Genomic DNA, 26,519 nt, shown 5'->3' on the forward strand with positions numbered 1-26,519 from the left:
GTCTCAGTGACCGTTATACATTAGGTTGACATGATTGAAAAAAAACAGGGGCGTCGTAGTGCGCAAGATGCCCAAAAAACGCGTTATCACATTATCACCATTGCGGCAGAGCTGTTCTGCGAGCTCGGTTATTCACGCGTTTCTCTGCGCCATATCAGTGAAAAGGCCGGCGTCTCACATAGCTTGATTCGTCATCATTTCGGTAGTAAAGAAAAGATCTGGCACAGCATCAGCGATGGCCTGCATGATTATATGATTCGCTACATGCAGACGGTGCTCCAAGCCATGCCAGCAGAAACTCCCGTCAACGTAAAGCTGTACACTTTCCTAATGCGTATGTTGGCACATGGCTTAATCATTAAACAGCCAATCCAATTGATTGCGGATGCCGTTCGCCAAGAAGATAAATTATTCGATTATTTCCTCGATACTTCTGGAGAGATTGAACGCTTGGTTGAATCCTTGGCGGACGACTACAACCGTCAGTACCCCCAATCTCCGATCCATTTGTGGGAAATCAAATGGCAGCTGATTATGTACACTCACAGCGCCGCCAGTTTGACGCCTTTTATGCGTGCAACTTGGGCCCCGGAAATTGAAGACGTTTCCGCCTGTTTACTCAAACATTGGCAGTTGTTTAACGCTTTGATGGTTGAGAAGTTTCATGTCGCCAAGCCTTACATTATGCAGCCCAACTCGGTGGATGAGCTGGTGTATACCCTCAGTTGCGACTGGCGAGATGTCTATAAAGAGACGGAAGAGTAATAGGCGATGTGAGCTATCCCCTTCCGATGCACTATTTGCGATGTGCTGTGATTGGGGATAGCAAACGGGATATCGATGGGTGCTACTTATTGACCCTACTTAACGCGCTTTTTTACCGCGCTGCGCATGGATTTTCAGTTGTGCTTTTAGTTTGCGTTTTTCTGACGAACGGCCAGCCGAGCGACGCGGTGAATTTTCCTCATGCACCACAGGGCTAGGCTCAAAACCTTTCAACCACTCTTGCGGCAGACGTGTATTGAGTAAACGCTCAATCGCTTCGAGTTGTGGCTGTTCATCATGCGACAGCAAAGAGATCGCCAATCCCGCTAAACCTGCGCGCCCCGTACGCCCAATACGATGTACATAGTCTTCCGCTTTAAATGGCATATCGTAGTTCACCACTTGCTCAAGTTGGGCAATGTCTAACCCACGCGCGGCGACATCGGTCGCAATCAAAGCACGCACTTTGCCTGCTTTAAAATCATCCAAAGCCTTTTGACGAGCGCCTTGGCTTTTATCGCCATTAATCGACACCGCTTTTATGCCATCCAACTTGAGTTCTTCAGCCAGTGCATCACTACCTTGACGGGTTTTGGTAAACACCAACACTTGCTGCCAATTCTTCGAGCCAATCAGATAAGAGAGCAGTTCGCGTTTGCGCTTTTTATCCACCGGATACACCATCTGCTGCACGGTTTCTGCCGTGGAATTGGATGGCGTCACCTGCACTTCGATAGGATCACGCATGATGCGATACGCGACCGCTTTGATTTTGCTATCAAACGTTGCAGAGAAAAACAGCGTTTGACGCAGTGGCGATAAACGGCGCAGCACGCGCTGCAAATCTGGCATAAAGCCCATGTCCAGCATGCGATCCGCTTCATCGAGTACCAACACTTCAACTTTGCCCAAAAACAGCGATTTCACATGGGCGTGATCGAGCAAACGCCCCGGCGTCGCAATCAAAATATCCACACCGCCACGCAAATGGTTGAGCTGTACCTTCATGCTCGTGCCGCCATAAACGGCTACGATCTTAAGCTCCGTTCCTTTCGCGTAGGCTTGTAGGCTATCCAATACTTGCTGAGCTAACTCACGCGTCGGCACAAGCACTAACGCCCGGATCTCTTTGCTGTTTGTTTCACGCTGCCAAGGCTGCTCAATAAAGCGTTGGATCAAAGGTAAGCCAAATGCCGCCGTTTTACCGGTTCCGGTTTGCGCCCCTGCCAGTACATCTTTTCCTTGCAATACATGAGGAATAGCTTGCTGTTGGATTGGCGTGGGATTGACGATCCCAAGCTCGCTCAATGTATTCAGCAGACGAGAATCCAAGCCTAATTGCGAAAAAGTGATGGAGAGTTCTGACATGTCGCGTACCTAATAACTTTTGGGGCGCGGATTGTATCAAAGTGAACGGCGTTTGGCTTTCTCTAAAACATCCGGATACAGCACCGCAAACAGTGCTTGTAACTCGGTGTAGTTGTCCTCTAATCCCTGCGCGCTATAAGCCAAAGGCTGCATGCGAGGGCTGCGCTGCGCCATCTTGCTCAACGCATAGCGAATATTAGCCAACTCCGCATAGGAGGCTAACCATTCTCCTTGCCACATAGCGCGATTCACTCGCACAAAACGCTCAGGCAGCGCCGATGTACTTTCTTCGGCTATCCCTTGTTGTGCATGAGTCAGAAACTGCCCCAAGGGCTCGGCATGCCAATTCGACCAAGTATTGACTAAACAGTGATCCCAAAACAGGTCGAGGGCAATCGGCGCAAAGCGTTGTTGTTGGGAAGGAAACAGAGATTTCGCCGCTTTCATCACTGGGTGGCTATCGGTGTAAGCATCAACCCAGCGATGTAAACGGATTCCTTGCACTAAAGATTGCGGGTACTGCTCTGTCGGATCACCTTTGACAAAATCTCCAAGTAAATTACCGAGTAAGCTACTTTGGCAGTGATGAGCAATATGCAAATGGGCAAGGAAGTTCATGGGATAAGAGATTCGGCGTTACACCGAGATGGGAGATTATGACGCAGAGACGTCGGTTTGCTCTGATTCAACCGCTTGGTAATCGCTGAGCGTAAAACCAATCTCCATCGCATCAAGCAGCTCTAGACATTCATCATTGTGATTGTGGTCACTCATTGTTGACCTCCTTAATTCATACTTATTTCATCCTTTTATACCCTTTCGACTTGAAGGTTCAGCTTCACGTTGAATGGGGATAACGGTTTCTGGTGAGACGTTCATCGTAAGCGCTTCCAGAAACGCCAATAAGGTTTACCACAGCTTGTAGTAAGTACCAAGGTTTCTTTGTGCTAAAAACCTCAGCCACATAAAGTGTAAATTATTAATTACAGTTTAGGATTTAAATTTTTACAAACAGATTGACGCAAATCGAAAGCTTCTACAGAATAGCCAAAAATTAGCGAAATGAGATTATTAATCGGTCAATTTTCGCACAAATCACTAAGCACAACATCTAATAACGTATAAAAGAGTTTACACATGACGCAATCGAAGCTTTTAGGCAGTACTTTGATTATCGCGGGCACCACGATTGGTGCAGGAATGCTAGCTCTGCCTCTAGCTTCCGCCGGTATTGGCTTCTCAACCTCATTGATGATTATGCTCGGCTTGTGGATGCTGATGGCATTTACTGCATTGCTGATGGTAGAAATCCACCAGTACGCGGATAAAGAGGCAACTTTGCATACTCTCGCCAAACAGATTTTAGGCCATAAAGGTAAATGGGTAGCGACGTTCGCTATGTTATTTTTGTTTTACTCGCTGTGTGCGGCCTACATTGCTGGCGGCGGCGCACAATTTACCCAACGAATTACCGATTTCACCGGCGTGAACGTTGAAAGTTCGAGCGGTACTTTGCTGTTTACCTTGATTGTCGCTTTGGTCGTCACCGTTGGAACAGGCACAGTGGATCGCGTCAATCGCGTATTATTTGCCGGCAAGATGATCGCTATGGTAGCGGTACTGTTTTTCCTTGCGCCCAACGTTTCGCAGTCTTACTTACTGAGTATGCCGATTCAGCAGGGCTTGATTGTCGCGGCCATTCCCGTCATTTTTACTTCCTTTGGTTTCCACGGCAGTATTCCTGCGATTGTGAATTACTTGGATGGTGATACCCCTGCGCTGCGCAAAGCGATTTTGATCGGCTCTGCGATTCCGCTAGTGATTTACATTTTCTGGCAGTTGGTCACTCTTGGGGTAGTAAGCCAATCTGCCCTACTCGACAATATGGGGCTCACGGCGCTCATCGGTGTACTCTCGACCACGGTTCACCAATCAAATCTTGGCAACATCATCGGTGTTTTCGCTGACCTTGCTCTACTCACCTCGTTTTTGGGTGTTAGTCTAGGTTTGTTTGAATTTATGGGGGATTCTCTACGTAACCAACAAGGTAAAATGAACCGCCCATTAGCGTCTGTCGTCACTTTCTTACCACCGCTGATTTTTGCACTGTTCTACCCGCAAGGCTTCATTATGGCGCTAGGCTATGCCGCGATTGCGCTCGCCATTCTGGCCATCTTTTTACCTCTGGTGATGGTGATCAAAGTGCGCCAACAAGCCACTGAGCAACACTATCAAGTTACAGGGGGCAATTGGGCCCTGCTTGTGACAGGTTTGGTCGGACTGCTCATCATCGGCGCACAGCTATTGATTACGTTAGGCATACTTCCCGCTCTCGGTTAACCCTAACGCTCCTCTTATGACTTAGGTAGCGTTTAAAGATAAAAGCAGATTTTAAGGGCGAATAGGCTTCTATTCGCCCTATTTTTATGCAACTCAACTTCTTGATGTAAATCTCATTATTGAAATAATCCTATCTTATTCTTTCATTTTTATTGAACATGAATCTCACTTTTGTCACTTGAATATGATTAACTTGTGCCAGCTATTTTTGCTATGCAGGAGCCATCATGAGAGAAGTTCAATTCAGGACGATTGACCGAGTGTTCATTCGCATGTCGATTAACGACAAAATGTGGGTGATCTTTTTACTGTTTTTAAGCGCAATCACCACCATTGCAGGTATGCGCTATTGGCACACCCTTGCCAGCATTGAGCAGCAGTCTCAATTGGCAGTGGAATACAAATTACAAGGGCTACTCAACCATCCCGACCCTAGCCAACTTTCCGTACTGAAAGTACAAAATCGCGTAAGCGACACGATCTATTCACAAGGTGTCGTCACAGCCAGTGCCACTAGCGCAAACGGTCAGGTCTATGCCTATACAGAGTCAATGAAACAGTATGAGCAGCCGGCTCGCGAGCAAGCCCTGCGCAGCTTTTTACTCACCTATTTGTGGGCCATTCCTTTTGCCATTTTCACTTACTGGGTCGCGACCTTTATTGGTGGTGCCTTGTGGGTGCTTTATACCACCACCCAAAAAATCGCTGAAGGCGATCTTACATCACGACTCGGTTTCCATCCCGGACGTGATGAGTTCGGGACGATTGGTTGTGCGCTCGATAAAGCCATGGATACACTTGCAGAGCTGATTGTGGCCGTAAAACAAAACAGCGCCACACTGCGTGACACCGCAATGACTTTTGCTCACGAAGTGAAAGAATCGGAAGTACAGATTCAGAATCAATACAGTTCGCTCGATTCGGTGGCCACCGCGATGGAAGAGATGACGGCTTCAGCAGCCGAAGTTTCGACGACCTCACAGCGTGCCACCGAACAAACGGAACAAGACACCAAGCAGGTTGAACGCAGCCAGCAGCGAGTGAGAAAAGCGATTCAAGATATTGAACAGCTCTCACGTTACATCGCCCAAGCGTCATCCTCAGTCGAAACCCTCAACACCAATGCAACGCAGATTAATGCGGTGATCACCACCATCAATGCCATTTCAGAGCAAACCAATCTTTTGGCACTCAATGCCGCCATTGAAGCAGCTCGCGCCGGTGAACAAGGTCGAGGTTTTGCGGTGGTTGCCGATGAAGTCCGCACTTTGGCCAGTCGCACTCAATCGGCCACGGTGGAAATTCAAGCCATGATTGAAAAGCTACAGGTGGAAAGCCAAAACATCGCCAAACTTACCGAGCAGACGGTGAGCCAAGCACACACCAGCAGCCAATTGGTAAGTGAAGTGGGTAACGATGTACAAGCCATCGCGCATTCGGCGCAGCTTATCAATGATCTCAGTGTGCAAATTTCCACTTCAGCCAGCGAACAGAGCTCGGTTGCCCACGATATTTCATCCGAACTAAGTGATATTCGCAGCCAGTCCAACACGCTGCGCCGTGTTGCAGAGCAGACGTCGCAAGGTGTCAGTGAAATTACTCAAGCGACACGCAATTTAGGGGAAATCCTCGCGCGCTACCGCACCTAATTTAGGTTTCAACTCAGCGAAGCGCATAAGCAAACGCCCATCAATCATGATGGGCGTTTGTATTCAATAGCAACAGTCACTAATGACTGTTTAAGCTTCTGGGTAACCTTGCGGATTATTCGACTGCCAGCGCCAAGTATCTTGCGTCATTTCATCTAAGGTTCGGGTTGCTCTCCAGCCGAGATCTTGCGCAGCTTTTGTCGGGTCAGCCCAGCACTCCGCGATATCCCCCGGACGACGTTCCACCAGTTTATAAGGGACAGCGCAACCCGAAGCCGCTTCAAACGCTTTCACCATTTCAAGCACGCTGTAGCCATTCCCTGTGCCTAGGTTGTAGATATGCAGACCCGCACGAGTGCCGACTTTTTGCAGCGCGGCAATATGACCGTCCGCCAGATCCATCACATGGATGTAGTCACGCACCCCTGTGCCATCTTTGGTCGGATAATCGCTACCAAACACGGAAAGATACTCGCGGCGCCCTACCGCAACCTGAGACACAAACGGCATCAAGTTATTAGGGATGCCTTGTGGATCTTCACCCAACTCACCAGAGGGATGAGAGCCAACCGGGTTAAAGTAGCGCAGTAGCGTAATACTCCAGTCTGGATTGGCTTTTTGAAAATCGGTCAAACACTCTTCCACCATCAACTTGCTGCGCCCATATGGGTTGGTCGCGCTGGTTGGGAAAGATTCAGTGATCGGCACAGACGCAGGATCGCCATATACGGTTGCAGATGAGCTGAACACCAGCGATTTCACGCCCGCTTCACGCATCGCCGCCACCAAAACTAAGGTGCCATTCACGTTGTTATCGTAATATTCGAGCGGTTTTTGTACGGACTCACCCACCGCTTTGAGGCCCGCAAAATGCACGACCGCCTCAATGTTATGCTGTTGCATGAGATCAACCAGCAAAGCTTTATCACGGATGTCCCCTTGCACAAACTGAGGACGAACACCAATCACTTTTTCAATACGATCAAGGACCGTTGCTTTACTGTTGTATAAATTATCGAGGATCACAGGGGTCATACCCGCTTGGATCATCTGAATACAGGTGTGACTGCCAATGTAACCCATGCCACCTGTAACCAATACTTTCATGCCTAGCCTCCTTCATGTTTTCGGCGATTGTAACGGCTTTTCAGCGATCGCCAAAGCATTGATGCCTCTGGATTAAAAAAATAGACTGCACTATACCTGAAGCAAATGGATCAAATCTGCGATCCAGATTTAAGCTCTTAAATATCCCCTTGTGGCGAAAAGAAGGCGAGAGGCGGACAATCCGGACCATTTGTGGCATCGCACTTGATTCAGAATGCTCCAAAACCCGCAAAATTTATTGACCAAACCCTAATTTCGGCTGACGAAATCACTCTTTTTCGCTACTTTAGCGGGCAGAGTTTACAGAAGGATGTACATCAGTGAGCAAACGGACAATCCAACTCAATTGCGATATGGGCGAAAGCTTCGGCGTCTGGACCATGGGGGCCGATGAAGAAGTGATGCCTTGGATTGATATGGCCAATATCGCTTGTGGCTTTCACGCGTCCGATCCTCATGTTATGAGCCGTACGATAGATTTAGCGCTTGAGCATGAAGTGATGATAGGTGCCCATCCTAGCTACCCAGATTTGCAAGGATTTGGTCGCCGCTCGTTGGCGATGAATGAGCAAGAAGTGAGTGAAATCATTCTTTACCAAGTCGGCGCACTGAAGGCGCTGTGTGAAAGTAAAAATGGCCAATTGAGCTATGTGAAGCCTCATGGCGCGCTGTATAACGACATGATGAGCGACCCGAGCATCTTTCGTGCGGTGGTCGATGCCGTGTCCTGTTTTAACCTGCCTTTGATGGTGCTCGCTTCTGCCAACAATCAAGACTATCTCGATATTGCGGACCGTTTTGATGTACCGCTGCTGTTTGAAGCTTTTGCCGACCGTACCTATCTCGCCAATGGCAAGCTGACACCGCGTTCACAACCCAATGCGGTACTCAGTAGCGAAGAAGCCATTCTCAACCAAGTGCGACAAATCGCCCGTTACGGCAAAGTCACCAGTTCTGATGGGTTCGTCATCCCGATTGAAGCGGATACTTTATGTGTGCATGGCGATAATCCAAACGCCGTGTCGCTCATCGCCAGAATTCGTGCTGCGTTGGATGAGTAGGCCATGTCCATCCCGTTTGAAATTGAGCCGATTGCGGAAGGCAGCATACTGGTACGCTTTCAGCATCTGGCTGATGCAACCTTAGCGATGCATATTGGCCAATGTGCGCATGACATCATGCAGAGTTTGGCCTATGGACTGATGAACGTCACTCCTTCTTACACCACCTTGCTGATTGATTATTTACCCTACCGTTTAACACAAAAGGAGTTGGTGGCGCAGTTGACTTTACTGCTTAATCAACCGCGACAGGCCAACCACGCGAACGCCAATCTCATTGAGCTCCCCGTGTACTACCATCCGGATGTGGGACTTGACCTCATTCGCTATCAGGAACAAGGGCTTGCATTAGCAGAGGTGATTCAGTTGCATACCTCTGTGACTTACACGGTGGCGGCGATTGGCTTTGCTCCAGGGTTTGCCTTTATGACTCAAGTCGCCGAGCCGCTGCGCCGCCCCAGACGCACTACCCCGCGCCTAATGCTCCCCAAAGGCAGCGTAGGGATTGCCGAGCAACAAACGGCCATTTATCCCAACGCCTCTCCGGGCGGCTGGAACATTATCGGTAACTGTCCGCAAACCTTGTTTGACCCGAGACAAGAGCCGATGTCACCTTGGCAGATTGGCACTCAAGTGCGATTTCGCTCGATTGAACGTGATGAGTTTATTCAGTTGGGCGGTGTGATTGAGCCGTACTCAATCCACAGAGCTTAAGATGGCCAACACCGGAGCTGCCTCAGATAACAGCTGCCTCAGGTAACAGCGGCCTCAGGTAACAGTTGCCTAGGGTAACAAAGGAATAAGCAGGGAATATTTTCCATAAGGAAGGAACATGCTAGGTAAGCTGCACGTGATCAAAGCTGGACCACTCACGCTACTTCACGACTTGGGTCGCTATGGGTTCAGTCATTTCGGGATCACCCCTTCCGGCCCTCTCGATGAATACGCCTACAGCTGGGCTAACCATTTACTCGCCAATCCCGTCAATTGCGCCACCTTAGAAATCACGCTCGGTCCAGCGGAATTTCTTTTACGCAGCGACGCGCAATTGGCGATTGCCGGTGGCGATCTCAATGCCACGCTAGACGGTCGCCCCATCGCCAATTGGAGCCGATTTTATGCCAAGCAAGGACAAACGCTGCGCTTTGGTTTACCGCGCAACGGGCTACGCGCCTATCTTGCGGTTCAAGGTGGGTTTACGGTCCATCCACAACTGGGCTCTGTATCTACCCATGTTCGGCAAGGCTTAGGGGGACTGACATCGCAAGGGCTGGCACTGCAAACGGGTGATGACTTAGCATTTTCCGCACGGCAGATTGCCCAAAAACCCGTGCAGATGACGTTTCGCTTTCGACCTGATTACAACTTACCTCTGCGACTGCGCGTGATTGAGAGTTACCAATATCAAGCGTTTTCACCATCCGCGATGGAAAGCTTCTACCGCAGCGAGTTTATCGTGACCCCAAACAGCGATCGCATGGGCTATCGCTTGCAAGGTGAAACCATATCGCCACCGGATCAAACCATTCTCTCTGAGGGGATTGCCTTGGGGGCGATTCAAGTTCCGCCGAATGGTCAGCCAATCATTTTGCTCAATGATCGGCAGACGATTGGCGGGTATCCCAAGCTAGGTTGTGTAGCGAGAATCGATCTGCCCCGTTTAGTGCAAGCCAAGCCGGGACATTCCGTACGGTTTGTCGCTGGCGATCTCGCTGGGCTTCAAGCGGTGTGGTGTCAGTGGGCGCGATTTTTCGGTTACTGATCCTTTCCGTTTTTTGAAACTTCCGTTATTGAAACTTCCGTTATTGAGACTTTAAAGCCCATACACCTTGGCTAACGCGGCAGGATAACCACGCGCGTGGCATAAGCGTATCGCCTGCTGCTCCACCTGCTGCGCAGTGAAGGCCATACTGCATGGATGCTCAGTCTCAATCGATAGCTCACCAGCATCTGGCTTAAGTTGCCAAACCGCAACCAATTGGCGAGCGGCTCTCAGCGCCGATGAGCCTTTGACCACTTCGAGTCTCGCGTACTGATTGGCTTCAAAACTGACGTCCGCCGCACGCAGTGTCACATCGTCACCGGGGATCTGCTGCGCACCGAATAGCGGTGTACCCGCAAACTCCGCATTATCAAAACTGGGCACAAAGCGGCTCATATGCTGTATCGCACGCATGGTGCGCTCTTTTTGTGCCAACATAGGCCAGCCACGCTCAATCTTGTGTTGCAGATACAAAGGCAGCTTTGGCTGCGCGGATGTCGGAGTCGAGGCGACCAAACCATCCGCAAACAAGGTGATAGATTCCGTCATGCCATGCAGTTGGAACGTGCCATCGGCATAAGGAGTAAGCTGCGCCATGCCATCTTCGCTACCACGTGGGCCATGGAAAATCGCTTCTGGCCACCACTGATGACATGCAGGCCAGTGAGTGACATACGCCGCTTTAAACTCCACCAAACGCTGTCTGTGGTGGCGAGCCATATCGTCCACTCGTCCGGTCTCAAAACCACAAGCATTGACCAGATAATCCACAGTTTGAGTATGGCGCTCCCCTTGCGCATCAAGATAAGTCAATCGCCACTGGTTGTCTTGAAACGTGGCATCCACCAGTTCAGTGCGCAACATCACTTGGCAATTGGGTAAGGCTTCGAGAGTCAGATCGACGCTGGCTGCTAAGCGAAACACACTCCAACCGTATTCTTGAACCAACACGACAGGGTATTTGAGCTGTGCAAGATCGGCATGCTGAGCAAAGGGAATCACCCAGTCATCATCGCTTTGTGGTGGATTGGATTGTTGCTGCTGCGCCAAACGCTCTAACTCTTCACGCTGATACAAGCGATAGTAATTATCGACTGCGCCAAGCACTTGATTGGCCGCATCTTGCTCCACCAACTTACGATACGCGTTTTGAATGGTCACTAAGCGCGGCAGAATTTCTTCGGGTTGACCCGGATCGGATTGCGGGATAGCAATCAAGGTTGGGCGAACATTTAAAGTGTGTGGATAAAGGCGTACCGTTTCAATTGACTGCTCCAATAGGTCGATACACTGCTGCTCGGAAATTTCTCGATAGAGATTGCCCCCGGCATGCAGATGACAAATCGGTGGCCCACTGACTAAACCAGCACTTTTTTCCATCAGGACAACATTGAGTCCCAGCTCACCCAAATGGACGGCCGCCGTCGCACCAGCAATACCGCCACCTATGATAGCAATTCGGGGATCTTGAGATCGCAATGTCATATTTTACCTACTGTTACATCAAGGCTAAGAAATGTGGTCGCCATTCTAAAGGGTATGAAACGTTAATAAAATCACATTTTTTACGCGGACTTATCCTCGGCCGATCACTCAATCCTGACCAAACAAGTCACGGGTGTAGATTTTTTCCGCGACATCCTCCAGCTCAGCCACCCGGCGATTGGTCACTATCACCTCGGCCATCGCTTTAAACTGGGCAAGATCGCGAATCACAGGTGAGCCGTAAAAGGTCGGTTCATTGAGCACAGGTTCGTAAATCACCACTTCAACCCCCTGTGCTTTGATTCGTTTCATGATGCCTAAGATGGATGAAGCTCGAAAATTGTCAGAGCCCGACTTCATGATTAAGCGGTAAATACCAACCACTTTCGGGTTGCGGTTCAAGATGGAAAACGCAATATGGTCTTTGCGCGTGGTATTGGCATCGACAATCGCACGGATCAGGTTATTAGGTACATCCTCAAAATTGCGCAGTAACTGGCGAGTGTCTTTCGGCAAGCAGTAACCACCATAACCAAAAGAAGGATTGTTGTAATGATTACCGATGCGAGGATCTAACCCAACGCCTTCGATGATCTGTTTGGTGTCTAACCCATGGGTTTCCGCGTACGTATCCAACTCATTAAAAAACGATACACGCATTGCAAGATAGGTGTTGGAGAAAAGTTTGACCGCTTCAGCTTCGGTCGAGTGAGTCAACAAAATCGGAATATCCATTTTCTTTGCCCCTTGAGCCAACAAGGTTGCAAACGCTTGGCCGCGCTCCGACTTTTCCCCAACAATGATCCGAGATGGGTATAAGTTGTCATACAAGGCTCGCCCTTCACGTAAAAACTCTGGCGAAAAGATCAGGTTGTTACAGCACAGCCGTTGTTTGATGCGTTTGGTGTAACCCACAGGCACAGTGGATTTAATCACCATGATGGCCTGTGGATTGATCGCCAACACATCATCAATCACCGCTTCCACGGTTCGTGTATCAAAGTGATTAGTTTGTGGGTCATAGTCGGTAGGCGTGGCGATCACGACAAACTGTGCGTCTTGGTAGGCGTCTAGTTTATCGCAAGTCGCTCGAAAATTAAGGGGTTGATGCTGTAGAAAAGATTCAATCTCGGGATCGGCGATCGGTGAAATCTTATCATTAAGCTGCTCTACTCGGCTGACCACGATATCCAGTGCGACCACTTCATTGTGTTGAGCAAGCAGTATTCCATTCGATAATCCTACATACCCCGTTCCTGCAATGGCAATTTTCATGGCGGATCCCTTTCACTTGATGCCCTTTCTCCCGATCCAAGCGGTTATCGGGAGAGATTCAAGTTTTACCATGCCATAGAAAATTGACGATTTAGTGACTGCAAAGGGCTTGCCTAATTTGACCTTAAGTAACAAAAACAACCTGTAACATAAGGTTTTTTGATCAAACGCACTCATGGCTCACAAAGCGGATTTTTAGCCGAAAAAAGTCAAAAAAACGCTTGACTGAGATTTGCCATTTTTCCCTTTTCACCACTTTGTGAATAACCGATCCTCGCAAACCTCGGCCACTACGGGGCTGGCAACCCAACCCCCTTCATCCGCTACTTTACTTATCCCAAAAGTTATCCACTGATTTTGTGGATAACTAACCCATTTACCCCAATGCTCAATCGCTGAAGGCTTTATTGACGGGGGCTAACAGGCGTTTCAACAAACTGCTCACAACCGCAGCAAGTGTGCAAAAAGTCAACGCAGGGAGCACAAACCACAGCGCCATATGCAGACTCGGAGTCAGGCTAAATCCCCATTTCATGACCGCAGCGACGACTGCATCAGCACTCACGCTGGCCACTAACCCTCCGACTAACGCCATCACCCCATACTCAGCCCAAATGGTGTGCATAACTCGGCGGCGACTCGCTCCTAGCGTGCGGTATAGGCGGATCTCCTGCTGACGCTGACTGAGGCTTAAGCGCAGCAAAGTAAAAATCAGCAATACCCCTGCTAGCACACCGAGTGCCGCCAACACCGTCACAGACCAAACAATTTGGGTCAACAAGGCTTGGATTTTGGCTCCCATGGTGCGAATGTCCATCAAGCTCACCGTCGGGTGTTGCCGTGAGAGCTGACCGAGCAACGCATCATGTTCGGGCTGAATGCGGAAACTGATCAAATAACTGGCTGGCAAGTTTTGCACCACGTCCGGACTAAAAATGAAGTAAAAATTGGGCTTCATTTCACGCCACTCGACCTGACGAATGGTGTTCACTTGCGCGCTCACTATTTGGCTATTGATCATAAACGTCAGCGTATCCCCAAGTTTAAGCCCGAGGTCGCTCGCCACTTCCTGCTCAACCGATACGCCATTTTGGCTTTGCCACTCTCCTTGCAAAATGGGGTTGTAATCGGGTAACTGTTCTGCCCAGGTTAAATTGAGCTCACGGCGCAGCGCATCTGAACTCTCTTCACCATTTTGCGCGTATTGTTTCGCCTCTTGACCGTTAATATGCGTTAAACGCCCACGCATGATGGGATAAGCAGCAGAGCGCTCAATGCTTGCTGTATCTAATGCCGCAAGGTAACTGGCTTTTTCGGATTCACTGATGTTGAGTGCAAACGCATTCGGCGCATTTTCTGGCAAGGTGCGCTGCCAATCTGAGAGCAAATCGGTACGCACTAACCAGATGATGGCGAGCAACATCAAAGAGAGGGCTAACGCGCCAAACTGCAAACCACTTGCCGCACCAGAGCGGTTAATTCGGCTCAGAGCCAATGCCATAGCAGGATTGAGCGGTAGCTTAGCCAGCAGACGAGTCACCAGAACACTGACCACCGCTAACACTGCAAACAGCACCACAATACCGATCAGCACAATCCAGATCAGTTGGTTTTGCCAATACACCAGCAGTAGCGGCACAATCGGTACCATGATCAGCAGTAGATTGCGCTGCCAACGAGTTTGCGCCGCCACCGGCTGCATGACCGCAACCGCACTCACGCTCAATAGACGTCCCAGCGGGATCCCCAGAGCCGGCACCGCAATCAATAAGCTGCTGGCAAGTGCAATCCACAGCGGACGCAAACCGTAACTGGGGAGCGGGTCGGGCAACAAATCTTTTAGTGGCAAACGCAGCAACGACTCCAGCCCAACACCAATAACGCTGCCCAACACCACCGCAAACACCAGTAACAATCCGACTTGCAACGCTAGCCAATTGCGTAACCAGCGGCGACTTGCTCCGAGACTTTTTAACATCGCAATCGTATGCGTGCGGGTGGAAACGTAATGCTGACAGGTCAGCACTAAGGTGGTCGCGGCCATCAAGATCACAATTGCTACAGTCAGCGATAAGTACTGTTGAGTGCGTTCAAACACCTCATTAGTACGGCTGCCACTTTCTTGATCGCGCCAGCGATCGCTCGCCGTTAAGCTCACTTGTTGTTTTATCGATTCGATCGCAGAGTCATCACCAGTCATAAATAGGCTAAATTGCACCCGACTCCCCGGCTGAATCGCGCCAGTTTTATCCACATCAGAGGCATGGATGTAAACCGATGGCATTTGCTGGAATGGGTTAAAGCTCAGTCCTGGCTCTTCCAACACTTCACCGCTGACCACAAAATCCGCATCACCAATCGTGACATTGTCACCGATATCCACCCCTAACTGATCTTTTACTCGCGGTTCAAGCCAAAGTTGGTTGCTCGCCACATGATTAAAGGTTTGCTGACCATCACTTAAACGCATCTCGCCACGCAGTGGATAAGCACTATCTACCGCTTTGACAGTGACTAACTGCATGCCTTGATCGCTAAAGGCCATGGTCGCAAAACGGGTCATTTGTGAAGTTTGACTGGCTTGCTGCGCGGTCAGGGTCAATAAGGACTCAGGAAGTGGGTTGCCCGAAACAAATACCGTATCAGCGGTTAACGCATCACGCCCTTGTTTCACAATCACTTGTTCCATACGCTGCGCGAGCGCGGTTAATGCAAAAATCGAGGCAATGATTAAGGTTAGCGCAACAGTCACCGGCCATAACTGCCCGTGACGAATTTCACTTAAGCTCCAACGCAGTAATCGGCGATTGAGCGAGGCGGGAGGCAAGGCCTTCATACGCGCTCCTCCAGCTCACCCGCTTGCATAAAAAATCGTCGCTGACAACGCTGCGCGAGTTTAGGGTCATGCGTCACCAGCACTAGTGTAGTGCCGTGTTCACGGTTCAGTTCAAACAGTAAATCAATCACTTTTGCAGCTGTTTCTTGATCCAAATTGCCCGTTGGCTCATCAGCAAACAGCACTTGGGGGCTTATCATAAATGCGCGAGCAATCGCTACGCGTTGCTGCTCTCCGCCCGACAATTGTGCGGGCGAATGGTGCATTCGATGCTCCAAACCGACCGCCTTGAGCAGCTTCTGGGCACGTTCGCGATCCTCCGCCTCACCTTTTAACAAACAAGGCAGAGTGACATTTTCCAGCGCCGACAGGCTAGGAATAAGCAGAAAACTTTGGAACACAAACCCAACGGATTCACTGCGCAGTGCGGCGCGCGCTTCATCATCCAGTTGTGAAAGCGGTTTCCCCAACAGATACACTTCCCCTTCACTTGGCGTATCTAATCCCGCCAGTAGCGTCATCAGCGTCGATTTTCCCGCGCCTGATGCGCCGACAATCGCCACACTTTCTCCCGCTTGAATCGAGAGATTCACCTGTTTAAGGATTGTTAAATGCTCCTGATTAGTGGAGACTAATTTGGATAGTGATTGCGCTGAAATGATGGATGTTTGCATGACTCGACTACTTTCCTTTTTGTTTGTTGTTCTCTTTTCTGCTGCAGCCAGCAGTAAAACGTTATTGGTACTCGGCGACAGTTTAAGCGCAGGGTACGAAATGCCTATCGAACAAGCTTGGCCAAGTTTACTGGCCGACGAGCTAGTGGAACAGGGTCAAACCGTTACCGTCGTTAACGGGAGCATTTCTGGTGATACCACAGGCAACGGGCTCGCCCGCCTGCCCTCTCTTCTGAGCCAACATCAGCCCGATACCGTACTGATAGAATTAGGGGCCAACGACGGTTTACGTGGTTTCCCACCGCAAACGGTCACTCATAACCTCACCACCATGATTGAACAGATCCAAGCTCAAAACGCAAAAGTCATCTTAATGCAGATCCGTATCCCACCTAACTATGGCAAACGGTACAGCGATGCGTTTTACCAGATCTATCCTAGCCTAGCTGAGCAGTTTTCTATCCCGCTTATCCCGTTCTTTCTTGAGCAAGTGATCCTCAAACCAGAATGGATGATGGCAGATGGTTTACACCCCAAACCTGAAGCGCAGCCTTGGATAGCCAAGTTTGTGGCCGAACACCTTGCCGCACATTTGTAACACCATCCACCGATTTACTGGTTTAGCTCAATAAAATTTACTCAGCTTTACGTTATTTTTGAGCCCTTAACTAGAGAATAGGTGACCCTATGCACATCAAGCCAATCATTCAGGGCGTTGTGGCGCGCAGCGCCCATCCTTATGGCTGCGAACAAGCCGTCCTACAACAGATCCAGTACGTAAAACAGGCGAATCCGATCAAGTCAGGTCCAAAACGCGTTCTGATCCTCGGAGCATCGTCGGGATTTGGGCTCGCGGCAAGGATTGCGCTGACCTTTGGTGGCGCGCAAGCCGATACGATTGGGGTCTCCTTTGAACGTGCTCCGAGTGAAACACAAACCGGCAGTGCAGGTTACTACAACAATCTCTTTTTTAAACAGCATGCCGAGCAAGCAGGTCGCATCGCGGTCAATCTCGAAGGCGATGTTTTTTCCGTCGACATGCGTGAGCAAGTGATTGAAGCGATAGAAACCTATTTTGAAGGGGAAGTGGATCTCATCATTTACAGCATTGCCAGTGGTATGCACCGTAAACCGGATGGCGAGTTCTGGCGCTCCGCGATTAAGCCGATTGGTGAAGCGGTCTCTGGTGCAACCCTCTTGCTTGAAAATGACACGTGGATGGAAACCACCTTGCAACCGGCCAGCGAAGAGGAAATTGAAGGGACGTTACGCGTCATGGGCGGCGATGATTGGGAAAACTGGATTGATACCTTGATCAATGCCGAATCACTCGCCGAAGGGTGCAAAACGATCGCGTTTTCTTACATGGGCCCTGACGTTACTCACCCTATCTATCTGGATGGTACTTTAGGCCGCGCTAAAATCGATTTACACCAAACGAGTCATGCTTTGAATCTGAAACTCGCCAACTTTGATGGCGGTGCGTATGCCGTTGTTTGTAAGGCGTTAGTGACAAAAGCCAGCGTATTTATTCCCGGTTTGAGTCCTTACTTACTCGCGCTGTACCAAGTAATGAAAAATAAAGGCACCCATGAAGGTTGCATTGAACAGATGCAACGCCTGTTTAGCGACAAGCTGTATGGTCATTCACGAATTCCACTCGATAGCGAGCGTTTGATCCGTATGGATGATTGGGAGATGAACCCCGATACGCAAGTACAAGTTCGTGAACGTTTACAACAAATGAATGCCAGCAATTTTCAGCAGTTAGGCGATTATGCGGGCTTTAAACGTGAGTTTATGCAGCTTAACGGGTTTGAATTTGACCAGATCGATTATAGCCAATCTGTTGATATGCATAATTTTATTAATAAAAAGTGACACGCCCCGTTGTTTTAGATTTGAGAATTCACACAAGCTAACTCAATTCGCTCTGCCATTCTGATCGGCATTTGTTAGAGTGACTGACCACTGAAGTAAAGGTGTGACTTCAGACAGGCAGTCGCTCTAGTCACATCCAAAATCCATGCCGCAATCAAGGACCACTTAATGGCACCGATCCTTTCACACTCGATCCCGATCCCTTCTAGCATGCAGGCAAATTGGCAGCAGATGCTCAACCTGCTGGCCGAAGTGCTGAAAGTCTCAGCCACCCTGATCATGCGTTTACGCCATCACGATCTTGATGTGTTTTGTACCAGTGTCGGCTGTGACAATCCATACCAAGTCGGCATGACCGAACGATTAGGCACAGGCTTGTATTGTGAAACTGTGGTCAATACTCGCCAGATATTGTTAGTCAGTAACGCCGACCTCGACCCATTGTGGAAGGATAACCCAGATCTGGAATTGGGCATGCGCGCTTACTGTGGCGTACCATTGCAATGGCCAAACGGTGAGCTTTTTGGATCTTTGTGTGTCACCGATCGTCAAGCTCGCCAGTTTCTTAGTACCGATCAGCAATTGATAAAAACCTTTGCTGAATCGATTGAAGCTCAGCTTAAAACCCTTTACCAACGCGAAACGTTGTTGCAAATGAACCAAGATTTGCACTTCAAAGTTCGTCATAAAATGCAAAGCATCGCCTCGCTGAACCAATCTCTCCATCAGGAGATCGATAAACGCCGTGCCGCAGAACAGCAGATTGAGTATCAGCGCAGTCACGACCTTGGGACTGGCTTTCTGAATCGCACGGCATTGGAGCAGCAGCTCGCGATGCAGCTGGCTCAATTGGCGGAACACGAAGAGCTCGCTGTGATTCATATCGGTTTTGCCAATGCCCGCCAATTACAGGCGCGGCTGGGTTACCACCTTTGGGATGATGTGCTAAAGCAGTTACGTGAACGACTTGGTCCGGTGACGGAGGGGGAATTACTGACCGCTCGCCCTAACTCGACCAATTTGACGCTGATCTTAAAAGCCCATCCGCTCGACACCCAATTAAATCAGCTTTGCCATCGTTTAATTCACGCTGGGCAAGCGCAATTTGTGACGGAGGGGCTGCCCGTTCACCTCAATCCTTATATTGGTGTGGCCCTTAGCCGTGAAACACGCGATCCGCAGCAGCTACTGCGCCATGCCGTCAGCAGCATGTTGGCGTGTAAGGACTCGGGATACAAAGTGTTTTTTCACTCTCCCGCATTAGCCGATAACCATGCACGGCAAAATCAATTGGAAAACTATTTACTGCAAGCGGTGCGCAACAACGATCTGCTGCTCTACTTCCAACCTAAAGTCAGCATGAAAACCCAGCGCTGGGTCGGTGCTGAGGCATTGTTGCGTTGGAAGCATCCGGTGTTGGGTGAATTTTCCAATGAAACCTTGATTCATATGGCAGAGCAAAATGGTCTTATCTTTGAAGTGGGGCATTTTGTTTTGCACCAAGCTTTAAAAGCCGCCAGTGATTGGTTAGCGGTGTGCCCAACCTTTTGTATCGCGATCAATGTCTCTTCCGTACAGCTCAAAAACAGTGGCTTTGTCGAGCAGATTCGAGATCTGCTGGCGCTGTATCGCTTCCCGGCGCATCAGTTGGAACTGGAAATCACCGAAAGTGGCCTGATCGTCGATGAGCCGACCGCGAGTGATATTCTCAACCGACTACACACATTAGGCGTGACATTATCACTCGATGATTTTGGTACGGGTTACGCTTCGTTTCAGTATCTAAAAAAATTCCCATTTGATGGCATCAAGATTGATAAAAGTTTTATGGAGCAGATCGAACACAGCGAAAGCGATCAAGAAATCGTGCGTTCTATGCTGCATGTAGCGAAAAAACTGAACTTAAACGTGGTGGTGGAAGGTATTGAGTCGACGCAGCAAGAGCAGTTCATTCTGGAACAGGGTTGCGATGTCGGCCAAGGCTTTTTATATGGCAAACCTATGCCCAGTGAAGTGTTTACCCTCAAGCTCGAAAGCCACGCTCAGGCGTAATCGAAGGTATCTCCTGCTCTGTGGTTGTCGAGCATAAAGAGATTGGCTTATCATTCCTTTACTCTTCAGTGGGCGCTACCTATAATCGCGCTCCTCTTTTTCTTTCCCTATGAGCGATAATCGAGATGGATCGACTAATTGCAACACTCAAGAAACTCGAAAAGCAGAACTATCGTGCTTATCAGCAGATCAAAGGTCAGTACGACTTTGGCGACTTTACTCTGTTCATCGATCACATTCAGTCTGATCCATACGCTTCAGCCTCTCGCCTGCGTGCTACGCGCGCTTGGTCGTTGACGGGTTTAGATTGGCTGAAAGAGAAATCCCCTGCTTATCAAATGGCTGCGCGTGATTTTATCGCTCGTGCTTTTGCAGAGTTCGCCAAACAAGACAACAGCTTATCGATCGCGATTAGCGGTCAAACGGTTCTCGATAGTACCTCTGTTCTGTTTAACGAACACGGCATCGAACTGCGTTTTCGCATGAGTATGCCAGCGGAAGGACGCGATATTCTGGCGAAAAAAGCGCTGAATATCTTAACCTTTCACCTGCCGAAATACATTCGCCGTGCCACGCTTGAACGCGAGTTAGATAAAACCGCACTACTGCATCATTGTGAAATCGTAGAAGATCAGGAAGCGATGCGCGCTCAACTGGACGATCTCGGTCTTGTCGCTTTCGTCGCTAACGGCAGTGTATTGCCACGATTAGCCGGTAACTGCGATCTGCCAATGAAAGAGGCGGTTCCTTTCATCGCCCCAAAATCTCTCGAAGTCACCCTCTCAACGCCTAACCAAGGTGAACTGGTGGGTATGGGTATTCCACAAGGGATTACCTTGATCGTGGGCGGTGGGTTCCATGGTAAATCAACCTTGCTGACCGCGCTTGAGCGTTCGGTCTACAACCATATTCCGGGTGATGGTCGTGAGCGTATGGTCACTGATGTTAAAGCGATGAAGATCCGCGCGGAAGAAGGCCGTTGTGTACACAATCTCAATCTATCGAACTACATCAATCATTTACCTATGGGTAAAGACACGACCGATTTCAGCACGCAAGATGCTTCTGGCTCTACCTCGCAGTCGGCTTGGTTACAAGAGTCGATTGAAGCGGGCGTCACAACTCTGCTGATTGATGAAGACACTTCTGCTACCAACTTTATGATCCGTGATGAGCGCATGCAGGCACTGGTCAGCAAAGGTGAAGAGCCGATCACGCCGCTGGTGGATCGTATCGGTCAGTTACGTGATGATCTCGGCATCTCGACACTGGTGGTGATGGGGGGCTCTGGTGACTATCTGGATGTAGCCGATACCGTCATTCAGATGCATGACTACCAACCCGTCGACGTAACAGAAAAAGCGCGTGAAGTGATTGCCCAGCACCCAACGCTGCGTCGTAATGAGTGTGAAACCCCACTCGCGACCTTTACACCACGAGCTCTCAACTGTGCTACTTTGCAAAAACTGCTGCTGGATGGCAAATTCCGAGTGTCGGCTAAAGGCTTGGATGCTCTGCGTTTTGGTAAAGAGTTTACGGACATTTCCGCACTGGAGCAGTTGCAAAGTTCAAGTGAAGTGAATGCCATTGGTTGGCTGTGGTTCCAACTGGCACAACTGCCAGGTTGGACAGACAATCCAGCCAAAGCCATGACTAAAATGCTTGAAGGTGACTGGTATCAAGCCATGCCAAACCACGGTGATTTAGCTAAACCGCGAATTTTAGATGCAATGGCAGCCCTAAACCGGATGCGAAAAGCACAATTTAAAGCCTAATTCCCACGCAGGGGTAAAACCACTGCTGCAGCAGCTTCAAGTTGGAAGAAATCCCCAGAAAACAGGTTTCAAAGGTCATGCAACTGACAAAGGGCTGCATGACCTTTTCGTTATTCGTTTTTCTCGTTTTTTTACTTTTAACTTAAAGAGTCTTTTTTAAACTAAAGAGTCTTGTCTGAGCACATTCCACGCTTCACATAAGATCCGAAAACGTTCGGCATTGCCATTTTCTCGATCAGGATGCCAACGCAAAGCCAGCTTACGCCACGTTTTACGGATCTCAACGGCGCTCGCCTCTTCGGTTAATTCAAACAGACGCAGAGCTTGTCCTCGGGTTAAATCCTTACCATTATGGCTGCCCACTGAGTGTCGATATCGCGTCCAGAATTCATTGAGCAAACGCTTCACTTCCCCCTCATTCGCTTCATAGTTCATCCACTGAGTGTAGTAATCTCGCAAAGGATCATTGACATCAATGTCGTGGAATTCACTACGCATCATCGGAGTTAAAATGATGTTCATCGCTTCCACTTGCAGCCATTTTTCTGGGTGCAAGGTTTCTTGGAGCTGATAGAGCGCATTCATGATCAGGAAATTTCGCTTGAACAGATCTTTTTCCGGCTGAGGGTCTAAGACCGGCATGATGCCTAACTCACTCAAGTGAGCGGCTAAGGTATGCACTTTCCATCCTGAAGGCTGGTGTTTCAGAACCTCAAAAATCGGCCACAACAGCGGATTTTCCATATAAGTCTGAAACGTTGCAGCAAGCTGGTGACTGTCTGACATAAGGCTTCCATTCCCATGAAATACTCTAATTCAAGATCAATCTAACCCATTTGTCACGGCGGCGAAATGGCAAATCTTGATTGTGTGAAGCTCAATGCGCATAAGGCTTGCAGGCTGTTTTTCTGACACTGTAAAAGCCAGATTTCTGACGCAACCTTCGCTCTGAATATTTGGGAATTGAACAATGTTCATAATGATGGCAGGATACTGCCCATTCCATTGACGGAGATTCACTATGCCCTTGTCGCGACCTCTCATCGGATTGACCCTTTTTTACAGCTTAATTTTTGTTTTTTCAGCCATAGCGCCTACTTCACGTGCTGTTTGGTTTGCCGAAATCATCCCCGCCATTCTGGTTCTGGCCACAATTTGGTGGGTCTCATTGCGCTGGTCAATGAGCACGACCGCCTATGTCTTGATGTTTGTTTGGCTCTGCTTGCATACCATAGGCGCAAAATACACCTTCGCTGAAGTCCCTTTTGACTGGTTCAATACCTTGATCGGCTCTACACGCAATCAATTCGATCGCGTCGCCCACTTTTCCATCGGTCTTTATGCTTACCCTATTGCGGAATGGCTGTTACGTAAGCAACAAACGAAACCTTGGCTAGCTTACAGCTTTGCACTATTTAGCTTGATGAGTCTTGCAGCGGCTTACGAAATTATCGAGTGGTGGTACGCCGCGCTCGCTGGCGGCGAAGAAGGGATCGCATTTTTGGGCTCACAAGGGGATATTTGGGATGCTCAGAAAGATATGCTGTGCGATACCTTAGGTGCCATCACCGCACTTTGCCTACTTGCGTGGCAGCGAGCCAGAGGCTAAGGCCGCATGTTCCTAGTTGTTTCTTTTATTGCGCAATCGCATGCACAGGTTCTGACAGAACTCGATAAGAGTATGATCGATGACAATTAGTGCATGTATTTTCTATGAATTGCATCTCAATTTTGGAACAAAGACAGAAAAGCTCACCAACAAACTTTTAGAAAGTGTTTATGCTAAAGGCAAATATAAAATGAAATCACAAGCCTAGCGTCGCCTACAGCGCTGAGCAACACTCCTTTTTTGCTGCTGAGAATAAAACTATGAATAACCGACTTGTCGAAGAAACCATTGCAGAAGAAACCATCGACTGCTGCCCTCTCTGCCAACACGATGAATTCTTTATTTCTGCCGACAAAGAGAAATTTTACTGCGCGAAATGTGGCTTTCACACCAACACTCTGACCAGCATTCAGCCCATGCTGGCGGCTAAAGCGAATCTCACACATCGCTTTGTCCACACCGGAATCAAAACTCGTCAATAATGGAAGCTCGTTCGTTATCGAAACCGCATTATTTCTCTGTCAAAAGATGGAAAATGCGGTTGTAACCGCCGTGATGATAGGAATGTGAGTGAACAAGGCGCGTCAAGCCTCCACTAATTTCAGCACATCTCCAAGCGCCAAAAGAAACGGAAAAAACGAAAGCAACTGACGAAAGTGAGTCGAGAAAGGATCGGCTTACGCAGATTGGCGCATCACGCTACCACTCAAATACTCCGCTAGTTGAAGTAGATTGCTCAGTATAATCACTTGCTGAGAATGGCTGCGATGTTGAGGATTCAGTGGGCTCAATTGAAAGGTCAGCACTTCAGCATTTAATCCTGCTTCTACGCCCTTCGGTGTGTCGTCAACATAAATGCACTCATCCAATGTAAAACCCATGTTCATTGCACAATAACGGATGAGATCCGGCTCAGGTTTCCAGCTGTTCGCATCAAAAGCAGAAAAAATCCGCCCTTCAAAATAGTGCTCAAGACCGGCGAGAGTCAGGGTCATCGCGATTTTTTCTCGTGGCGCGTTTGACGCCACACAAAATTCAATCTGGTTACGCTTCAAGTAATTGAGTAATGCCCTCGCGCCCCCCATCGGAGAAAGTTTGCGCCGAAACGTTGCCGCGACAATCGAGCGGTAACGCTGCTCAAGCAAATCAATATCCGCTGTTATCTTCGCCAGTTGGCAAGCCGCATGGAGAATGTCGGCGATTTTGCCACCCGAGAAATGCTCAGCGACCTGCTGGTAGCTTAAGGCCACCCCAAGTTCGCCAAACACTTGTACCAGAGCTTCACAGCACAAACGTTCGCTGTCTACTAAGGTTCCTTCGCAGTCAAAAATGACACACTTTACTCTGGATTCAGTCATTACTTATTCCTCCATCCCCATTAGCAGTGTATATCTCACTGTGGCACTAAAAAGGATGGAGTTAACAGAATGGCAGAAAACCATGCACAAACGTGCATAACTTCTACCGAAGTCACTCTTTTACGAACAGAAAGTGGCTCAAAGTTCGATGTAAGGGGTCGCATCACTCGCGGTGATGGCTTGCCATTTCGCATACAGCGCTTGAGCAAATGCTTCGCGAGTGTCAAATAGAGGGTTGGGTTTCACAACCAGATCGGAAAGCAGAACCATGTGCTCATGCTCCGTCACCATACCCGCCGCAACGGGTTCGCCAAGATGAAATCCGAGGAATAGTTGGCATGGCGGTGAGTAAATAATTTGGGTAAAAAACTCAACCAAACGTTCTTGCTCATGCTGGGTTGAGCTACGCGTTGCCTGCAAGAGAGCAAACCAGACAGTTAAACGATGAAAATCCACCAAATAAATCTCTTGCAGTAATGGCGCATCACAGGCCTGCGGTTGAAACAACGAAACTTCAGTGTGTAGGCTTAACGCATGGTAAATATCGCGCCCCTCTAAACTTTCAGCAGTCGGGAATTCGACATCCACTTGACTCGATAACCACTGATTTTTGGCCGCAACCACAGGTGAGGGAGAGTAAATCATAGGGGACTTCTTCTTGGTTGGTGAAGCAACACCTAATCAATAAGCGTCGCAGTAAACGCAGCATACTCATCAAGCCCACACGGAACAAGCTTTAATCCCTTTTGATGATCAATTGCGTATCTTGGTCTTAGCCATGAGGCTGCACTATCGTCAGAAAATCAGTATGATGTAAACCCAAATAACCTGACGTTGGCGCGATAAGCATCCCAATATCAGGTAGGAAGGTGATATACCAAAACAGCTTGAAGCTAAACGATGCTCACGCGCGCTGCCGTTGCAAGTTGGCAGGGTAAACACAATTAACGTAAACGGAACCTGATTATGCTCAATTCTATTCGCACTGCTTTGCTTCTTTCCTTCGCTTTCGTTTTGAGTGGTTGTGATCGCTCAGAAGTCGGTGATGTCAGTCTCGGCATGTTTACCTTGAAAGATATTAAAATCAACAATTTGACCGATCCTGTTGTAACGGGCGTGACTTGCCATGTAGCCAGTATTGAAGCCGATTTAAGCTTGGCCGACCCATCAGACTCCTCGATTTCTTGTCGCCAAACGGGTGAAATTACGCCAGAAATGATCGCGCAAATTGATAAATCCTCTTCAGGCGAAGTGGTGTTTCAAAAATCCAAAAGTATTTTCTTCAAATCGATGAAAATTCGCCGCATTTTTGATGCGAAAAACCAAACCCTGATGTATCTCTCCTACTCGACCAAAGAAACATCCGGCAGCTTTAAACACAGCCTGTCTACCGTGCCGCTGTGGGGCACTCAAGCCTACAACGCCTTCCCTGAAACACAGAACAAATAGCTTCATCCATCGCAGCCTGAGGCGTGTTTTACATCACTTCAGGCTGCAATAAAAATGAAAGTAATCTGTCACA

At 48.9% G+C, this 26,519-nt stretch carries 23 protein-coding genes; 13 read left to right on the forward strand and 10 right to left on the reverse strand.

Annotated features, from left to right (window positions below):
- Positions 1-30 precede the first annotated feature (30 nt).
- Positions 31-765, forward strand: a complete 735-nt coding sequence (locus F0316_RS15140) for a TetR/AcrR family transcriptional regulator (protein WP_000570597.1) — start codon at positions 31-33, stop codon at positions 763-765.
- A gap of 99 nt (positions 766-864) precedes the next feature.
- Here the strand turns inward: F0316_RS15140 and F0316_RS15145 are convergent, their stop codons facing one another.
- Positions 865-2,133 carry a DEAD/DEAH box helicase gene (locus F0316_RS15145; protein WP_001292942.1) on the reverse strand — a complete coding sequence of 423 codons (1,269 nt, stop codon included), beginning with the start codon at positions 2,131-2,133 and terminating at the stop codon, positions 865-867.
- Positions 2,134-2,169: 36 nt separating this feature from the next.
- On the reverse strand, positions 2,170-2,751 hold the full coding sequence (locus F0316_RS15150; RefSeq protein WP_001009839.1) for an acyl carrier protein phosphodiesterase: 582 nt from the start codon (positions 2,749-2,751) through the stop codon (positions 2,170-2,172).
- Between the two features lie 519 nt (positions 2,752-3,270).
- On the opposite strand from F0316_RS15150, the gene F0316_RS15160 reads away from it, so the two are divergent.
- Both F0316_RS15160 and F0316_RS15165 read left to right on the forward strand, forming a co-directional pair.
- The gene (locus tag F0316_RS15160; RefSeq protein ID WP_149560662.1) at positions 3,271-4,473 is read left to right on the forward strand and encodes an aromatic amino acid transport family protein; all 1,203 of its coding nucleotides are present in this window, start codon (positions 3,271-3,273) and stop codon (positions 4,471-4,473) included.
- Between the two features lie 227 nt (positions 4,474-4,700).
- Entirely contained in the window at positions 4,701-6,122 is a 1,422-nt protein-coding gene (locus F0316_RS15165; protein WP_001209486.1) for a methyl-accepting chemotaxis protein, read from the forward strand.
- Between the two features lie 90 nt (positions 6,123-6,212).
- Here the strand turns inward: F0316_RS15165 and galE are convergent, their stop codons facing one another.
- Positions 6,213-7,229: a UDP-glucose 4-epimerase GalE gene (gene galE / locus F0316_RS15170; protein WP_000866938.1), complete on the reverse strand. Its 1,017-nt coding sequence runs from the start codon at positions 7,227-7,229 to the stop codon at positions 6,213-6,215.
- Between the two features lie 320 nt (positions 7,230-7,549).
- Between galE and F0316_RS15180 the strand changes: the two genes are divergently transcribed.
- The 3 genes from F0316_RS15180 (at position 7,550) to F0316_RS15190 (ending at position 10,052) form a co-directional block, all read left to right on the forward strand.
- Complete coding sequence (locus tag F0316_RS15180) at positions 7,550-8,290, forward strand: 5-oxoprolinase subunit PxpA (protein ID WP_001882609.1); 741 nt, start codon at positions 7,550-7,552, stop codon at positions 8,288-8,290.
- 3 nt (positions 8,291-8,293) lie between these two features.
- Positions 8,294-9,004 (forward strand): 5-oxoprolinase subunit B family protein, encoded by a 711-nt coding sequence (locus tag F0316_RS15185; RefSeq protein ID WP_108335387.1) that lies wholly within the window; start codon positions 8,294-8,296, stop codon positions 9,002-9,004.
- Between the two features lie 118 nt (positions 9,005-9,122).
- Entirely contained in the window at positions 9,123-10,052 is a 930-nt protein-coding gene (locus F0316_RS15190; RefSeq protein ID WP_149560663.1) for a 5-oxoprolinase subunit C family protein, read from the forward strand.
- 51 nt (positions 10,053-10,103) lie between these two features.
- Here the strand turns inward: F0316_RS15190 and F0316_RS15195 are convergent, their stop codons facing one another.
- The 4 genes from F0316_RS15195 to F0316_RS15210 form a co-directional block, all read right to left on the reverse strand.
- Positions 10,104-11,537 (reverse strand): FAD-dependent oxidoreductase, encoded by a 1,434-nt coding sequence (locus tag F0316_RS15195; RefSeq protein ID WP_149560664.1) that lies wholly within the window; start codon positions 11,535-11,537, stop codon positions 10,104-10,106.
- A 108-nt stretch (positions 11,538-11,645) separates the two neighbouring features.
- On the reverse strand, positions 11,646-12,812 hold the full coding sequence (locus F0316_RS15200) for a nucleotide sugar dehydrogenase (RefSeq protein WP_149560665.1): 1,167 nt from the start codon (positions 12,810-12,812) through the stop codon (positions 11,646-11,648).
- A 388-nt stretch (positions 12,813-13,200) separates the two neighbouring features.
- Positions 13,201-15,648, reverse strand: a complete 2,448-nt coding sequence (locus F0316_RS15205; RefSeq protein WP_057568559.1) for an ABC transporter permease — start codon at positions 15,646-15,648, stop codon at positions 13,201-13,203.
- Positions 15,645-16,322, reverse strand: a complete 678-nt coding sequence (locus F0316_RS15210) for an ABC transporter ATP-binding protein (protein ID WP_001194969.1) — start codon at positions 16,320-16,322, stop codon at positions 15,645-15,647. The genes F0316_RS15205 and F0316_RS15210 overlap by 4 nt, the downstream gene beginning before the upstream one ends.
- Between F0316_RS15210 and tesA the strand changes: the two genes are divergently transcribed.
- The 4 genes from tesA (at position 16,321) to F0316_RS15230 (ending at position 22,030) form a co-directional block, all read left to right on the forward strand.
- Positions 16,321-16,920, forward strand: a complete 600-nt coding sequence (tesA, locus tag F0316_RS15215) for a multifunctional acyl-CoA thioesterase I/protease I/lysophospholipase L1 (RefSeq protein WP_000197502.1) — start codon at positions 16,321-16,323, stop codon at positions 16,918-16,920. The genes F0316_RS15210 and tesA overlap by 2 nt on opposite strands.
- Positions 16,921-17,009: 89 nt before the next feature.
- Positions 17,010-18,203, forward strand: a complete 1,194-nt coding sequence (fabV, locus tag F0316_RS15220; RefSeq protein ID WP_149560666.1) for an enoyl-ACP reductase FabV — start codon at positions 17,010-17,012, stop codon at positions 18,201-18,203.
- 168 nt (positions 18,204-18,371) lie between these two features.
- The gene (locus F0316_RS15225) at positions 18,372-20,255 is read left to right on the forward strand and encodes a sensor domain-containing phosphodiesterase (protein WP_094392608.1); all 1,884 of its coding nucleotides are present in this window, start codon (positions 18,372-18,374) and stop codon (positions 20,253-20,255) included.
- Positions 20,256-20,380: 125 nt separating this feature from the next.
- Positions 20,381-22,030, forward strand: coding sequence for an ABC-ATPase domain-containing protein (locus tag F0316_RS15230; protein ID WP_000375442.1), 1,650 nt, complete (start codon positions 20,381-20,383; stop codon positions 22,028-22,030).
- A gap of 156 nt (positions 22,031-22,186) precedes the next feature.
- Here F0316_RS15230 and F0316_RS15240 read toward each other — a convergent pair whose 3' ends face one another.
- On the reverse strand, positions 22,187-22,816 hold the full coding sequence (locus tag F0316_RS15240; RefSeq protein WP_001284005.1) for a DNA-J related domain-containing protein: 630 nt from the start codon (positions 22,814-22,816) through the stop codon (positions 22,187-22,189).
- 235 nt (positions 22,817-23,051) lie between these two features.
- Between F0316_RS15240 and F0316_RS15245 the strand changes: the two genes are divergently transcribed.
- Together F0316_RS15245 and F0316_RS15250 are read left to right on the forward strand one after the other, a co-directional pair.
- On the forward strand, positions 23,052-23,639 hold the full coding sequence (locus F0316_RS15245) for a DUF2238 domain-containing protein (protein WP_001131372.1): 588 nt from the start codon (positions 23,052-23,054) through the stop codon (positions 23,637-23,639).
- 260 nt (positions 23,640-23,899) lie between these two features.
- The gene (locus F0316_RS15250) at positions 23,900-24,121 is read left to right on the forward strand and encodes a transcription initiation factor TFIIIB (protein ID WP_001065259.1); all 222 of its coding nucleotides are present in this window, start codon (positions 23,900-23,902) and stop codon (positions 24,119-24,121) included.
- Between the two features lie 195 nt (positions 24,122-24,316).
- On the opposite strand, the gene F0316_RS15255 is transcribed toward F0316_RS15250, so the two are convergent.
- Positions 24,317-24,997, reverse strand: a complete 681-nt coding sequence (locus F0316_RS15255) for an HAD family hydrolase (RefSeq protein ID WP_001898283.1) — start codon at positions 24,995-24,997, stop codon at positions 24,317-24,319.
- A gap of 138 nt (positions 24,998-25,135) precedes the next feature.
- Complete coding sequence (locus F0316_RS15260; RefSeq protein WP_033930396.1) at positions 25,136-25,642, reverse strand: hypothetical protein; 507 nt, start codon at positions 25,640-25,642, stop codon at positions 25,136-25,138.
- 321 nt (positions 25,643-25,963) lie between these two features.
- Here F0316_RS15260 and F0316_RS15265 point away from each other — a divergent pair, with 321 nt between their 5' ends.
- Complete coding sequence (locus F0316_RS15265) at positions 25,964-26,446, forward strand: CreA family protein (RefSeq protein ID WP_000935051.1); 483 nt, start codon at positions 25,964-25,966, stop codon at positions 26,444-26,446.
- Positions 26,447-26,519: the final 73 nt, after the last annotated feature.

Origin of the sequence: Vibrio cholerae, assembly GCF_008369605.1 — a bacterium.
Lineage (GTDB): Bacteria > Pseudomonadota > Gammaproteobacteria > Enterobacterales > Vibrionaceae > Vibrio > Vibrio cholerae.

Coding starts and splice junctions, on each gene's coding strand:
- F0316_RS15140 (WP_000570597.1), top strand. CDS start 31: ATGATTGAAAAAAAACAGGGGCGTCGTAGTGCGCAAGATGCCCAAAAA.
- F0316_RS15145 (WP_001292942.1), bottom strand. CDS start 2,133: ATGTCAGAACTCTCCATCACTTTTTCGCAATTAGGCTTGGATTCTCGT.
- F0316_RS15150 (WP_001009839.1), bottom strand. CDS start 2,751: ATGAACTTCCTTGCCCATTTGCATATTGCTCATCACTGCCAAAGTAGC.
- F0316_RS15160 (WP_149560662.1), top strand. CDS start 3,271: ATGACGCAATCGAAGCTTTTAGGCAGTACTTTGATTATCGCGGGCACC.
- F0316_RS15165 (WP_001209486.1), top strand. CDS start 4,701: ATGAGAGAAGTTCAATTCAGGACGATTGACCGAGTGTTCATTCGCATG.
- galE (WP_000866938.1), bottom strand. CDS start 7,229: ATGAAAGTATTGGTTACAGGTGGCATGGGTTACATTGGCAGTCACACC.
- F0316_RS15185 (WP_108335387.1), top strand. CDS start 8,294: ATGTCCATCCCGTTTGAAATTGAGCCGATTGCGGAAGGCAGCATACTG.
- F0316_RS15190 (WP_149560663.1), top strand. CDS start 9,123: ATGCTAGGTAAGCTGCACGTGATCAAAGCTGGACCACTCACGCTACTT.
- F0316_RS15195 (WP_149560664.1), bottom strand. CDS start 11,537: ATGACATTGCGATCTCAAGATCCCCGAATTGCTATCATAGGTGGCGGT.
- F0316_RS15200 (WP_149560665.1), bottom strand. CDS start 12,812: ATGAAAATTGCCATTGCAGGAACGGGGTATGTAGGATTATCGAATGGA.
- F0316_RS15205 (WP_057568559.1), bottom strand. CDS start 15,648: ATGAAGGCCTTGCCTCCCGCCTCGCTCAATCGCCGATTACTGCGTTGG.
- tesA (WP_000197502.1), top strand. CDS start 16,321: ATGACTCGACTACTTTCCTTTTTGTTTGTTGTTCTCTTTTCTGCTGCA.
- F0316_RS15210 (WP_001194969.1), bottom strand. CDS start 16,322: ATGCAAACATCCATCATTTCAGCGCAATCACTATCCAAATTAGTCTCC.
- fabV (WP_149560666.1), top strand. CDS start 17,010: ATGCACATCAAGCCAATCATTCAGGGCGTTGTGGCGCGCAGCGCCCAT.
- F0316_RS15225 (WP_094392608.1), top strand. CDS start 18,372: ATGGCACCGATCCTTTCACACTCGATCCCGATCCCTTCTAGCATGCAG.
- F0316_RS15230 (WP_000375442.1), top strand. CDS start 20,381: ATGGATCGACTAATTGCAACACTCAAGAAACTCGAAAAGCAGAACTAT.
- F0316_RS15240 (WP_001284005.1), bottom strand. CDS start 22,816: ATGTCAGACAGTCACCAGCTTGCTGCAACGTTTCAGACTTATATGGAA.
- F0316_RS15245 (WP_001131372.1), top strand. CDS start 23,052: ATGCCCTTGTCGCGACCTCTCATCGGATTGACCCTTTTTTACAGCTTA.
- F0316_RS15250 (WP_001065259.1), top strand. CDS start 23,900: ATGAATAACCGACTTGTCGAAGAAACCATTGCAGAAGAAACCATCGAC.
- F0316_RS15255 (WP_001898283.1), bottom strand. CDS start 24,997: ATGACTGAATCCAGAGTAAAGTGTGTCATTTTTGACTGCGAAGGAACC.
- F0316_RS15260 (WP_033930396.1), bottom strand. CDS start 25,642: ATGATTTACTCTCCCTCACCTGTGGTTGCGGCCAAAAATCAGTGGTTA.
- F0316_RS15265 (WP_000935051.1), top strand. CDS start 25,964: ATGCTCAATTCTATTCGCACTGCTTTGCTTCTTTCCTTCGCTTTCGTT.